Annotated in this window: 8 protein-coding genes and 1 riboswitch; of the genes, 4 read left to right on the plus strand and 4 right to left on the minus strand. The window is 66.0% G+C overall.

Annotated features, from left to right (window positions below; all coding sequences use genetic code 11):
• Positions 1 to 15: 15 nt before the first annotated feature.
• Genes ABIE56_RS14430 through metX form a run of 3 tightly spaced genes read right to left on the minus strand, consistent with a single transcriptional unit; the run spans position 16 to position 3310 of the window.
• Positions 16 to 1080, minus strand: coding sequence for a homoserine dehydrogenase (locus ABIE56_RS14430; RefSeq protein WP_429244479.1), 1065 nt, complete (start codon positions 1078 to 1080; stop codon positions 16 to 18).
• Positions 1077 to 2273, minus strand: a complete 1197-nt coding sequence (metB, locus tag ABIE56_RS14435) for a cystathionine gamma-synthase (protein WP_429244480.1) — start codon at positions 2271 to 2273, stop codon at positions 1077 to 1079. The genes ABIE56_RS14430 and metB overlap by 4 nt, the downstream gene beginning before the upstream one ends.
• A 2-nt stretch (positions 2274 to 2275) precedes the next feature.
• Positions 2276 to 3310, minus strand: coding sequence for a homoserine O-succinyltransferase MetX (metX, locus tag ABIE56_RS14440; protein WP_429244481.1), 1035 nt, complete (start codon positions 3308 to 3310; stop codon positions 2276 to 2278).
• Positions 3311 to 3398: 88 nt separating this feature from the next.
• A riboswitch (SAM riboswitch) is annotated at positions 3399 to 3514 on the minus strand.
• A 230-nt stretch (positions 3515 to 3744) separates the two neighbouring features.
• On the opposite strand from metX, the gene ABIE56_RS14445 reads away from it, so the two are divergent.
• Positions 3745 to 4791 (plus strand): cysteine synthase A, encoded by a 1047-nt coding sequence (locus ABIE56_RS14445; RefSeq protein WP_429244482.1) that lies wholly within the window; start codon positions 3745 to 3747, stop codon positions 4789 to 4791.
• Positions 4792 to 4839: 48 nt separating this feature from the next.
• Positions 4840 to 6444, plus strand: a complete 1605-nt coding sequence (locus ABIE56_RS14450) for a peptide chain release factor 3 (protein WP_429244483.1) — start codon at positions 4840 to 4842, stop codon at positions 6442 to 6444.
• Positions 6445 to 6503: 59 nt separating this feature from the next.
• Here ABIE56_RS14450 and ABIE56_RS14455 read toward each other — a convergent pair whose 3' ends face one another.
• Positions 6504 to 8165: an FAD-dependent oxidoreductase gene (locus ABIE56_RS14455; protein ID WP_429244484.1), complete on the minus strand. Its 1662-nt coding sequence runs from the start codon at positions 8163 to 8165 to the stop codon at positions 6504 to 6506.
• A 137-nt stretch (positions 8166 to 8302) separates the two neighbouring features.
• Between ABIE56_RS14455 and ABIE56_RS14460 the strand changes: the two genes are divergently transcribed.
• Together ABIE56_RS14460 and ABIE56_RS14465 are read left to right on the plus strand one after the other, a co-directional pair.
• The gene (locus ABIE56_RS14460) at positions 8303 to 9214 is read left to right on the plus strand and encodes a CPBP family intramembrane glutamic endopeptidase (RefSeq protein ID WP_429244485.1); all 912 of its coding nucleotides are present in this window, start codon (positions 8303 to 8305) and stop codon (positions 9212 to 9214) included.
• A 98-nt stretch (positions 9215 to 9312) separates the two neighbouring features.
• Positions 9313 to 12972, plus strand: coding sequence for a response regulator (locus ABIE56_RS14465; RefSeq protein ID WP_429244486.1), 3660 nt, complete (start codon positions 9313 to 9315; stop codon positions 12970 to 12972).

Genomic DNA, 12972 nt, shown 5'->3' on the forward strand with positions numbered 1-12972 from the left:
AGGGCGCCCTTTTTCTTAGATAGCCAGCACGTCGCCCAGCAGGGCTTGCGCCGTGATCTCCGGCCCCGCGCCAGGCCCCTGGATCACCAGCGGCGTGGAGTGATAGCGGGTGGTGGTGAGCGCGAACTGGTTGTCGGTGCCGGAGAGGCGCGACGCCGGGTGATCCAGGCCCACTTCCACCAGGCCGACGCGGGCGCGGCCACGCTGGTTCAGCCGGGCCAGGTAGCGCAGCACCTTGCCGTTCGCCTTCGCTTCAGCGTGGCGGCAGGCGAGCGGCTCATCGAGTTCTTCCAGGCGATCGAGGAACACCTTCGTTTCCACGCCACGAAGCGACTCGGGGACCAGGCTTTCGATCTCGACCTCATCGCTACCGAGGGCGAAACCCGCATGGCGCGCGATGATCAGCAGCTTGCGTGCCACGTCCTCGCCCGAGAGATCCGAGCGTGGATCCGGCTCGGTGAAGCCCAGGCGGCGCGCATCGCGCAGCAAGGCAGAGAACGGGCGCGAGCCGTCGTACTGGTTGAATAGCCACGAGAGCGAACCGGAGAACACGCCTTCGAGGGTCAGCAGGCTATCGCCGCAGCGACGCAGCCGGCGCAGCGTGGACAGGACCGGCAGGCCCGCGCCTACCGTGGCCGCATCACCGTAGATCGCGCCACCGGCCGACGCGGCTTGCAGCGCACGCCAGCCCTGCAGGTGGCCGCCCGCCAGCGCCTTGTTGGCCGTGACGACGTGGTAACCCCGGGAGAGCCACTCGGCGTGACGGCTCGCTTCCTTCGTGCAGGCCGTCGCATCGATCAGCACCTTGCGCTGCGCACCGCTCTCATCGAGCGCGGCGAGCAGCGGGCCGTTATCGCGACCATCGCGGGCTTTCGCCAGCGCATCAGTGACATCCGCGGGGCGCAGGCCACCCGCGAGCACATGCTGGCGCCGCGAGTTGGCCGCACCTACCAGGCGCAGGGTGTTAGCCGACGGGGTGGCAAGCAGCGTGAGCAGCGCACGGCCGACGACGCCTGTGCCGAGCAGGACGACCGCCGTACAGGGAACCTCCGTGGAAAGGGGAGCCACCACCGCGTTCATGCGCCGACCTTGCGTTTCGAGGTGATGGTCGCGACCGCCGCGGCCCGTGCAAGTGCGGCCTCCAGATCGTCGATCAGGTCATCGCCATCTTCGATACCAATGGAAAGACGCAGCAGGTTGTCGGCAATGCCCGCCGTGCGCCGTGCTTCCGGTGCCATGGCCGCATGCGTCATCGTGGCCGGATGGGCAACGAGGCTTTCTACTCCACCCAGGGATTCCGCCAGCGAGAAATACTTGATGCCATCGACGAACGCCTCGATCGCGTCATCACCGCCGCGTAGTTCAAAACTGAGCATGGCGCCGAAGCCCTTCTGCTGACGCTGCGCCAGCGCATGTCCCGGATGGGACGCCAGGCCGGGGTAGTAGATACGTTCGACGGCATCATGGCCCTCCAGGCGATCAGCGATGCGGCGCGCGTTTTCTTCGTGCGCACGCAGGCGCACGGCAAGGGTGCGCACGCCACGCAAGGTCAGGAAGCTGTCGAACGGCGAGCCGGTCTGCCCGTTGCAGTTACCCCACCACTTCAGCTGCTCAGCCACCGCCTGGTCTGCAGCGATCACGGCACCACCGACCACATCGCTGTGGCCATTGATGTACTTCGTGGTCGAATGCAGCACCACGTCGGCGCCCAGCTTGAGCGGCTGCTGCAATGCCGGCGAGAGGAAGGTGTTGTCGACCAGCACCAGTGCGCCCACGGCGTGTGCCGCCTGCGATACGTGGCGCACATCGGTGATGCGCAGCAGCGGGTTGGACGGGGTTTCGATCCAGACCAGCGCGGGCTTCGCGGCCAGGCCCTCGGCGAGCGCCGTCGGGTCGTTGAAGTTGACGAAGCGCACGCTGAAGCGGCCCTTCTTCGCCCAGGCATCAAGCAGGCGCCACGTGCCGCCGTAGCAATCATGCGAGGCGATGACCAAACCACCCGCCGGCACGAGTTCAAGCGCCAGCGCCACCGCCGACATGCCCGTGTTGGTCACGACCGCGCCAGCGCCCTCTTCCAGTTCGGTAAGCGCCTCGGCGAGCAGATCGCGCGTCGGGTTGCCGCTGCGCGAGTAGTCGTAGGCGCGCTTGCGGCCAAAGCCTTCGAACGCATAGTTCGTGGACAGGTGCAGCGGCGGCACGACGGCGCCGTGCTGGGTATCGGATTCAATGCCGGCGCGGACGGCACGGGTACACAGGCGGGTTTCACGGGTCATGGTCAGAGGGCTCCGCAACAGTCGTTAAGTGCGTGACGCAGCACGGGGGCGAGCTGCACGGTTTCTTTGAGGAAGGCGTCGTGGCCATACGGCGAGTCCACGACTTCAAGGGTGGCGGTACCACCGATGCGGCGCTGCAATTCGCACAGGTCGGAAAGCGGCACCAGGCGATCGGACGGGAAGCCCACCAGCGTGGTCGGCGCATGCACGCGCTCCGGCGCGATGTCATGCAGATCGATCGATTCGGACAACGCGAGGAAGCGCTGCGGATCGAAGCGCTCGACGAAGCGACGGCCCGCGTGCTCCAGATAATCTTCGACCGGGAAGTAGAAGCGGCCATCACGCAGTTCGGGACCGGCAGCAAAGCGGCGCGAGAACTCTTCACTGCCGCGATAGGTCGTCATCGCCAGTTGACGGGCGAGTGCCAGGGCTTCATCCGTGCGGCCCGATTCGATGCCCAGGCGCACGATGCCACGCTGCACGGAGCGCTGCGCGGTGGAGAGCGGGTGCGGGCGGTGCGCGCCGGCCAACAGCACGAGGGACTTCACCTTGTCGGCGTGGTTGGCGGCAAAGGCCAGGCCGGTCATGGCGCCGTACGACGAGCCGATGAAGGCGTGCGCGCGGCCGATGCCCAGTTCATCGACCAGCGCGGCAAGCGCCGCCGCCTGGTCTTCGCTGGATACGGAATCGACGCCCGCGATATCGGCCGGCACCAGCCAATCGATGGAGAGCACGCGGCAATGTGACAGATCGATGGCGCCACCCTGGCTCACCAGTTCCTGCCACCAACCCTGGCGTTCGCGCCCCGCGCAGACATCGCGGGTGGCGGAGATGCCGCCCTGCACGATCACCGTGGGCGCATTCGGCGCGCCGCACCACAGGTAGCGCACATCCACTGCTACCGCTTCGCTGCCGTACTTGGGCGTGATGGACACGCGACGGGTACCGCGCTGCTCGGTGAGATCGGCGGCGCCACGCGGCGCGGCGGCCACGGCTGCTTCGGAGAGGGGGATCACGGTGAGGGGCTCTGCTGGCATGTCCGGGTTCCTGTCGGGATCGAGCCCTGCGGATACCTGTAGCCGGACTGCCAGGGCACGGTGCGCAAGAACGCGCCCGGCTCGGACATTCCCATCTATCGGGTTGCGTGGCGAACCACGCACCGCAGGAGTTGGCACCGTTGCGGAAATCCGCAGGTTGCCCCGGCTTCAAAGGGCCTGTCCCTCAGCCGGTCTCGATGAGTGGAACCGAGGTTACGCGCCGTTCCATGGCGTGTCAACAGCCGTATAGACGTCTAAACCTCCAAAACCTTACGAAAACGTCGACGGGATCACTGTAGGAGCGCGCTCGCGCGCGATGGGGCTAGCCGCGAGACGCCATCGCGCGCAAGCGCGCTCCTACAGGGGCTGCGCCCCAAAACGGGGCATTTGGCCGTCTGTATGGCATTGGCGTGGGCGCGGGTTAACATCGGGGCATGGCTACCTACCCCACCTTAAGCGCCGGCATCGGCCACACGCCCCTCCTTCGCCTGCGCCAGGCGTCCGAGGCTACCGGCTGCGAGATCCTGGCCAAGGCCGAGTTCCTGAACCCCGGTGGCTCGGTGAAGGACCGTACCGCCCTGGGCCTGGTGGATGACGCGGAGGCCCGGGGCCTCCTGCGGCCCGGGGCCACCGTGGTGGAGGGCACGGCCGGCAATACCGGCATTGGCCTGTCCCTGCTGGGCAACAGCAGGGGCTACCGCAGCCTGATCGTCATGCCGGATACGCAGAGCCGGGAGAAGATCGATGCCCTGCGCGCCGCCGGGGCCGAGGTGAAGCTGGTCCCGGCCGCCCCCTGGACCGACCCGAACCATTACGCCGCCACCGCCCGCCGCCTGGCCGACGAGATGAACGCCCGGCACCCGGGCAGCGCCTGGTTCGCCAACCAGTTCGATAACCTGGCCAACCGCCAGTGGCACGAGGACCACACCGGCGCCGAGATCTGGGAGCAGACCGCGGGCAAGATCGATGGCTTCGTATGTGCATCGGGCACGGGCGGAACCATTGCGGGGGTTGGGCGGGCACTGAAGGCACGCGCGCTGGAGGCCCGGGACCGGGCTGCCCGGTCCACCGATGTGGTCGTGGCCCTTGCCGACCCCGCAGGTTCGGCCCTGGCCAACTACGTGACTACCGGCGAGGCCAAGGCCGAGGGCAGCTCCATCACCGAAGGCATCGGCAACGCCCGGCTCACGGCCAACTTCCTGGATGCCCCGATCGACGTGGCCTGGTCCATCCCCGATACCGAATCCATTCCCGAGATCCACCGCCTGCTGCGCCACGAGGGTTATGGCGTGGGGCTCTCCAGCGGGGTAAACATCGCCGGGGCCATTCGCCTGGCGCGCCACCTGGGCCCGGGGCACACGGTGGTCACCGTCCTGTGCGACAGCGCCATGCGCTACCAGGCCAAGCTGTTCAACCCGGCGTTCCTGCGCGAGAAGGGCATCGAGGTGCCCACCTGGCTGGACGCGGCGTTCCCGGGGTAAATCCGCGCTAGAATATGGGGTTAGCCCTTCGATGCGACCCCAGATTCCATGTCTTCACACCTCACCGAGACCAAGCGGCGGCGTAGCTTCGCCATCGTCAGCCACCCTGACGCGGGCAAGACCACCCTGACTGAAAAGCTGCTGCTGTTCGGCGGCGCGATCCAGATGGCCGGCTCGGTAAAGAGCCGCAAGGCCGCCCGCCACGCCACATCCGACTGGATGGCGCTGGAAAAGGAGCGCGGCATCTCGGTCACGTCCTCGGTCATGCAGTTCCCGTACAACGGGGCCATCGTGAACCTGCTCGATACCCCGGGCCACGCGGACTTCTCCGAAGATACCTACCGCGTGCTCACGGCGGTCGACTCGGCGCTCATGGTGATCGACTGCGCGAAGGGCGTGGAAGAGCGCACCATCAAGCTCATGGAAGTGTGCCGCCTGCGCGATACGCCGATCATGACCTTCATCAACAAGCTCGACCGCGAGGGCCGCTCGCCGATCGAACTGCTCGATGAAGTGGAGTCGGTGCTCGGCATTGCCTGCGCGCCGGTTACCTGGCCGATCGGCATGGGTTCGCGCCTGAAGGGCGTGTACCACCTCTTGCTCGATGAAGTGCACATCTTCGAACCCGGCAAGAACTTCACCCGCCAGGACTCGACCATCTTCAAGGGCGGCCTGGATAACCCCGAACTTATCGCGCGCATTGGCGAAGCCGCCTTGCAGGAAGCGCGCGACGAACTCGAGCTGGTCCTGGGCGCCTCCAACCCGTTCGATGTGGATGCGTACCTCGCTGGCAAGCAGACCCCGGTGTTCTTCGGCTCGGCCGTCAACAACTTCGGCGTGGAGCTGCTGCTTGAGTTCTTCGTGGAGCACGCGCCCTCGCCGCGCTCGCGCAATACGCTCTCGCGCGAAGTCGTGCCTGAAGAAGAAAAGCTCACCGGCTTCGTGTTCAAGATCCAGGCGAACATGGACCCGGCGCACCGCGACCGCGTGGCATTCATGCGCATCTGCTCGGGCACGTACACGGCCGGCATGAAGATGCAGCAGACCCGCACCGGCAAGGAAGTGCGCATCGCAAACGCACTCACCTTCATGGCAAGCGATCGTGAAATCGTCGAGCGCGCGTACCCGGGCGATGTCATCGGCCTGCACAACCACGGCACCATCACCATCGGCGATACCTTCACCGAGGGCGAAGGCTTGTCGTTCACCGGCATCCCCAACTTCGCGCCGGAACTGTTCCGCCGCGCACGCCTGCGCGATCCGATGAAGATGAAGGCACTGCAGAAGGGCCTGGCCCAGCTTTCCGAAGAAGGCGCCACGCAGTTCTTCCGCCCGCTCATGTCGAATGACCTGATCCTGGGTGCCGTCGGCGTGCTGCAGTTCGATGTGGTGGCCTACCGCCTGAAGGACGAATACAACGTCGACTCCAGCTTCGAGCAGGTCGGCGTCGCCACGGCGCGCTGGGTGCACTGCAGCGACGAAAAGAAGCTGGAAGAGTTCAAGGAAAAGAACGCCGCCAACCTCGCGATCGATGCGGCGGGCGAACTCGTCTACCTTGCCCCCACGCGCGTGAACCTGCAACTCGCGCAGGAGCGCTGGCCGCAGGTGCGTTTCTCGGCCACACGCGAGCACGCCGCCTCGGTCGAGGTTTGAGGGCAAATGTAGGAGCGCGCTCCTACAAGAGCAGCGGCATCAAGCGTCGCGCATCGGCATTAAACCGGCGAGGGATGCAGGAACCGGTGGATGGCATGCACCACCACCGAGCCCTCGCCGACGCCGGCAGCCACGCGTTTCACCGAGCCTGAGCGCACATCGCCCACGGCGAACACGCCACGCAACGTGGTGGCGTACGGGGATGGCGTGGCATAGCCATCGGCATCGCGGCCGGTGAGCACGAAGCCCTTCTTGTCCAGGTCCAGGCAACCCTGCAGCCATGCCGTGTTCGGCTCGGCGCCGATCATCACGAACAGGCTGGCAACCTTGCGCCGCTCCTGCACGTTGGTCTTCACGCAGTACCAGCCCACTTCGCGCAGGTAGGCATCGCCGTCCAGGTGATCGATCTCGCAGTACGGGTGCAGGGTGATGCGCGGCGACTGGGCGATACGCTGCACCAGGTAATCGGACATAGTGGCCGCGAGGCCTTCGCCACGCACCAGGATGTGCACGTGCGAGGCTGCACGGGCCAGGAACACGGCCGCCTGGCCGGCGCTGTTACCACCGCCCACGACGACAACTTCCTCACCGGCGCACAGGGTCGCTTCCATTGCCGTGGCGGCGTACTGGATGCCCTGCCCCTCAAAACGCTCGTAATCCACCTGGGCCAGCTTGCGGTAACGGGCACCCGTGGCGATGACCACCGAGCGCGCCGTCACCATCGAGCCGTTATCCAGGTGCAATTTGTACGGGTGGCTACCGCAATCCATGCTGCGCACCTCACGGGCAATGGCCATGTGTGCGCCGAACTTCATGGCCTGCACCTGCGCCCGGCCGGCGAGGGCCTGGCCAGAAATGCCGGTGGGGAAGCCCAGGTAGTTCTCGATCTTGGAGCTGGTACCCGCCTGGCCGCCCGGCGCCAGCGCCTCGAGCACCACGGTATCCAGCCCCTCGGAGGCGGCGTAAACGGCGGCCGCGAGGCCTGCCGGGCCCGCGCCGATCACCGCCACGTCATAGACGTGATCGCTGTCCAGTTCGATGGTGATACCCAGCTCGTCGGCCAGTTCGGTGGTGGTGGGACAGCGCAACACGCGCTTGTCCGGCAGGATGACCACCGGGCACTCATCCGGCTGCAGGCCGAAGCCCTCGATCAGGTGGCGCGCATCCTCATCGATATCAGTATCGAGCAGCTTGTGCGGGTAGCCATTGCGGATAAGGAAGCTGCGCAGGCGCACGGTGTCGGCCGCGTGGGCGGAGCCGGCCAGCCACACCCCGCCCTGCCCGCTCTGGATCAGGCCCACCCGGCGCAGGATGAAGGCGCGCATGATGATCTCGCCAATATCCGGCTCACCGGCGATCAGGCGGCGGAAGTTCGCCGGGTCCACGCGCACGATGCGCGAGTCAGAGCCGGTACGGCCATTGACCATGGTCTGGCGGCCACTGAACAAGTCCACCTCACCGGTGAACTGGTGGCGGCCGTGGGTGACCACGATACGCGGCTCGCCATCGCTGCCGATGTCATAGACCTCGATGGAGCCCTCGACGACAAAGAAGTAATCGACCCGGCGCTGGCCGCGCTGGAACAGCATGGTGCCTTTGGGGATCAGCTCCTCCACCCCGTAATGGACCACGCGCGAGGCCATCTCATCGTCCAGGCGGGGGAACGTCTGTGCCGTGCGGTTCATCGGGCTCGACGGATCGTTGTCTTGCGGCTTCGACATCGGTAATTCCGGTGACTTCGGGGCCAGGGTGCCTCCCGCACGGAACGATACCGGGCGGGCGTGGAACGATCTTGTATCGGAGCACCATCATGCCTGCGTAGACTGCACCACGCACCCGTCCACCCGCGCCTGAGCCCATGACCGAAAACGACGCCACCCCCCTTCCGCGCCCCTCGCTGCCCGCCCGCCTGCTGCGCTCGCCCGTGGGCCGCATCCTGGTCTTCGCCCTCAGTGCGTGGCTCATCGGCGTGGTCTGCAGCCGGATCTACTCCGGCCTGGGCCTCCCGCACGGCGCGATCCCGTTTGGCGAGGTCACGCCGCTGATCGAATTGTTCCGGCTCCTTCCGGTGGTACTGGCGTATTGGCTGCTCGTGCGCTTCATTGAGCAGCGCCATGTCGATGAACTTGCCGCGCGCAAGCTCATTCCCCATGTCCTCGCCGGCCTCGCCGCGGGCTTCATCCTGTTCTCGCTGGTAGTCGGGGCACTCTGGGCGCTCGGCGCCTACGTGGTCCATGGCACCAACGTCGGTGTGCCCTGGCTGGGGCTCGTGCTCGTCCTGGGCGTGGGGGCCGGCGTGGGCGAGGAGATCGTGAGCCGCGGCGTGCTGTTCCGCATTGTCGAGGAAGGGCTGGGCACCTGGATCAGCCTGCTGTTCTCGGCCGCCTTCTTCGGCTTCATGCACATCTGGAACCCGCACGCCACGACGTGGAGCGCCCTGGCCATCGCCCTCGAGGCTGGCCTGCTGTTCGGCCTGATCTACCACGTAACCCGCTCGCTCTGGCTGTGCATGGGTGTTCACGCGGCGTGGAACGTGGCCCAAGGCCCGTTCTACGGCATCCCCGTATCGGGCTTCGAGCAGAAGGGCTGGCTCGCTTCCACCATGCAGGGTCCTGACTGGCTCACCGGTGGCGAGTTCGGTGCCGAGGCCTCCGTGGTGGCCCTTTGCATCTGCTCCACGCTCACGGCGGTATTGCTGGGCATAGCCCTCCGCCGCGGCAGCCTCGTACCGCCGTTCTGGGCACGCCCGAAAGCTAAGCCTGCCGCCTGACCTGCCGATAATGTGTCGACCGCCAAGGAAGGCGTAGCCCGATTCGTAGTAATACCCAAGGGCGACCCGCCCATCCCCGTCCCACTACCGGTCATCGCATGACTTCCACCGACGCAAAGCGCCAATGGCTGGCCGACCAGCCCCTGCAGCGCAAGATCATCCTCGCCATCGGCGCCCTGCTCGCCCTGTTCGTGGCAGCGTGTATCGCCAACCTGGTATCGCTGGGGCGCGAAAACGACACCCGGGCCTGGGCCACCCACACCTATGTGGTGCTTTTGACCCTGTCAGACGTCGGTGCGGATGCCCAGCAACGCCAGGTGGCCGCCCGCGGCTACATGCTGAACCAGACGGACACGGAGTACGCCGACTTCGAAGCGGCGGACCGCGACCTGGTCACAAGCATGGGCAAGCTGCGTACGCTCACCGCCGATAACCCGTTGCAACAAGGCCGGATCGACCGGCTACAGGACATGCTCGACCGTTGGAAGGTCGAGGCGCTCAAGAACGGCCTGGAGCCCATGCGCGCCATCGGCAACCCGGTGACACCCGAAGCCTCGCTGGCGCGCGACGGCATCCGCCGTGATTATTTCGCCCGCCGTACCGTCGTCATGACCGACATCCGCAAACTCATTGATGAGATGGCGGCTACCGAGCGCACCCTGCTCGACAAACGCAACGCGGCGCTCGACTCCACCCTGGCCGCAACGCAAACGATTGATATCCTCTCGCTGGTGCTGTGCCTGCTGACCGGCGCCGCCGTGATCTTCATGACCTTCCGCCTGATCACGCGCCCGCTCGTGCGTATGACCGAGCTGATGACCCGCCTTGCCGGGCATGACCACACCATCGAGGTCGGCCAGCGGAACCGCCGCGACGAGATCGGCGAGATTGCCCGTGCACTGCAGGTGTTCAAGGACATGTCGATCGAGACGGCGGGCCAGACCTGGCTGAAGTCGTCCGTGACCGCGGTATCCAACCGCCTCCAGGAGTGCACCACCTACCGCGAGTTCGCCGATGCGCTCGTGACCGAGATGGTCACCTCGCTCAAGGCCGGTGTCGGCGTCTTCTACATCTATCGCGAAGAATCGCACCGGCTGGAACTCACCGGCAGCTATGGCTTCCGCCAGCGCCGCCATGTCACGGCGGAATACGCCGTGGGTGAAGGCCTTGTCGGCCAGGCCGCGGCGAACCAACAGACCATCGTGCTGCAGGATGTGCCCGACGACTACACACGCATCCATTCGGGCACTGGCGAGGCCGCGCCGCGTAGCGTCGTCGTCGTGCCGGTCATGTCCCGCGACACGCTGCTTGGCGTTATTGAAATCGCCAGCTTCGAGCATCTGACCGGCCTGCAGGAACGCCTGATCGATGAGCTCATGCCCATCGTGGCGCTGTCCCTGGAAAACCTCGCCCGTGCCCTGCGCACGCGCGATCTGCTGGAACAGACCCAGAGCCAGGCCGATGAGCTGCGCACCTCCGAGGAGGCCCTTCGCCACCAGCAGGATGCGTTGCAGGCCACGAACAGCGAACTGCACGCCAAGACCGCCGAACTGCAGGAACAGTCGCAGCGGCTGATCGCCTCCGAAGAAGAATTGCGCGTCCAGACCGAAGAGCTGCACGCCTCGAACGAGGAACTGCGCGAAAAGGGCCTGACACTCAACCACCAGAAAGACGCGCTCGAGGCCCTGCAGAAGGAGACCCACGAGAAGGCTGAAGAATTGGCACGGGCCAGCCAGTACAAATCCGAGTTCCTGGCCAACATGTCGCACGAGCTGCGCACGCCGCTCAACAGCCTGCTCATCCTTTCGCGCAGCCTGGCCGATAACGACGAAGAAAACCTCACCGGCGAACAGGTGGAATCGGCGCGGATCATCCACGATGCCGGCTCCAACCTGCTACGGCTGATCAATGACATCCTCGACCTGTCCAAGGTGGAGGCCGGCAAGATGGAGCTAATGGTCGATACGCTCCCGCTCGCCGACCTGGCCCGCACACTGGGTCGCACGTTCAACCATGTGGCGCAGGAGAAGAAGCTGGCGTTCGAGGTAAAGCTGGAAGACGGCCTGCCCGCCAGCATCCAGACCGATGCCGGCAAGCTGGAGCAGGTGGTGAACAATCTGCTGAGCAATGCGTTCAAATTCACCGCTTCGGGCAGTGTGCGCGTGCGCATCGGCCGCCCCGCTGCGAACGCCTCGCTTCCCACCGGCCTGGATCCCGCCCGCGCGATCTGCATCGCCGTGACCGATTCCGGCATCGGTATCGCGCCGGAGAAGTTCCAGCGGGTGTTCCACGCGTTCGAGCAGGTGGATGCAAGCACCAGCCGCCAGTACGGCGGCACCGGCCTGGGCCTGGCCATTTCGCGGCGCATCGCCATGCTGATGGGTGGCGATATCACGCTGGAGAGCGAAGTCGGCGCCGGGAGCACCTTCACCATATTCCTCCCCGAACAAGCACCGGCGCATGCCGTGGATCGTGCGGAGCCCGTCTCACTCGAACAGGCCGCCGCCGAAGCCACCCTCCCGCTTTCTCCGTCGCTCATCGCCGAATCGATCGATGACGACCGCGCGACGATAGCGCCGGGCGATACCACGATCCTCGTGGTGGAAGATGACCCGGCGTTCGCGCGCATCCTGGCGGACATGATCCACCGCAAGGGCCACCGCGTCCTCGCGGCGGCAGACGGTGAAACCGGCCTTGCCCTTGCCCGCCAGTACCGTCCCACGGGCATCCTGCTCGATGTGATGCTGCCGGGCATGGATGGCTGGACCGTGATCGAGCGGCTCAAGCACGATGCGGCCACCCGGCATATCCCGGTGCACTTCATTTCCGCCACGGACGATGCCAGCCGCGGCATGGAACTGGGCGCCGTTGGGTTCCTGACCAAACCTGTAAGCCGCGAATCCATCGGCACGGCGTTCGATCGCCTGCTCCACTTCGCCGAGGGCCGCACGCGCCACCTGCTGGTCGTGGACGATGATGCCAGTGCGCGCACCGCCGTGCGCACCCTGCTGAAGGACGACAACATCGTGATCGACGATGCGGCCTCCGGTGAGGAAGCTTTGGCGAAAACGAACGACGTGGCCTACGACTGCATCGTGCTCGATCTTGGCCTGCCCGGCATGTCCGGCATGGAGTTCCTCGAGCGCCTGTCGCAATCGGGGCATACGCCGCCCGTGGTGGTGTATTCCGGTCGTGACCTCTCCCGCGAGGAGAGCATGAAGATTCGCCAGTACACCGACAGCATCGTGGTCAAGGGCGCCCGCTCGCCCGATCGCCTGCTCGACGAAGTAAGCCTGTTCCTGCACTCCATCCGCCAGGGCGGCAGTGCCGCCGCCGTCGAACGGACTACCCCAGCCGGCGGCATGGATGAGGCTGGCCTCCGCGGCCGCCGCATCCTGCTGGTGGACGACGACATGCGTAACCTCTTCGCCCTGTCGAAGGTGCTGCGTGGCAAGGGCATCGATGTCGTGATGGCGCAGGATGGCCAGAAGGCGCTCGACGTATTGGACAAGGATCCCGAACTCGAGCTGGTGCTCATGGATATCATGATGCCCGTGATGGATGGCTACGACACCATGCGCGCGATCCGTGCCAAGCCTGCCGTCGCGAACGTGCCGATCATCGCGCTCACAGCCAAGGCCATGCGCGGCGACCGCGAAAAGTGCCTGGAAGCCGGCGCCAATGATTACCTCTCCAAGCCCATCGATGTGGACCGCCTGCTGTCGATGATCCGCGTATGGCTGCCGGCAAGGGTCTGA

It is taken from the genome of Luteibacter sp. 621 (genome assembly GCF_050435445.1).
Taxonomy (GTDB): domain Bacteria; phylum Pseudomonadota; class Gammaproteobacteria; order Xanthomonadales; family Rhodanobacteraceae; genus Luteibacter.

Coding starts and splice junctions, on each gene's coding strand:
- ABIE56_RS14430 (WP_429244479.1), bottom strand. CDS start 1,080: ATGAACGCGGTGGTGGCTCCCCTTTCCACGGAGGTTCCCTGTACGGCG.
- ABIE56_RS14450 (WP_429244483.1), top strand. CDS start 4,840: ATGTCTTCACACCTCACCGAGACCAAGCGGCGGCGTAGCTTCGCCATC.
- ABIE56_RS14465 (WP_429244486.1), top strand. CDS start 9,313: ATGACTTCCACCGACGCAAAGCGCCAATGGCTGGCCGACCAGCCCCTG.
- ABIE56_RS14460 (WP_429244485.1), top strand. CDS start 8,303: ATGACCGAAAACGACGCCACCCCCCTTCCGCGCCCCTCGCTGCCCGCC.
- metB (WP_429244480.1), bottom strand. CDS start 2,273: ATGACCCGTGAAACCCGCCTGTGTACCCGTGCCGTCCGCGCCGGCATT.
- ABIE56_RS14455 (WP_429244484.1), bottom strand. CDS start 8,165: ATGTCGAAGCCGCAAGACAACGATCCGTCGAGCCCGATGAACCGCACG.
- metX (WP_429244481.1), bottom strand. CDS start 3,310: ATGCCAGCAGAGCCCCTCACCGTGATCCCCCTCTCCGAAGCAGCCGTG.
- ABIE56_RS14445 (WP_429244482.1), top strand. CDS start 3,745: ATGGCTACCTACCCCACCTTAAGCGCCGGCATCGGCCACACGCCCCTC.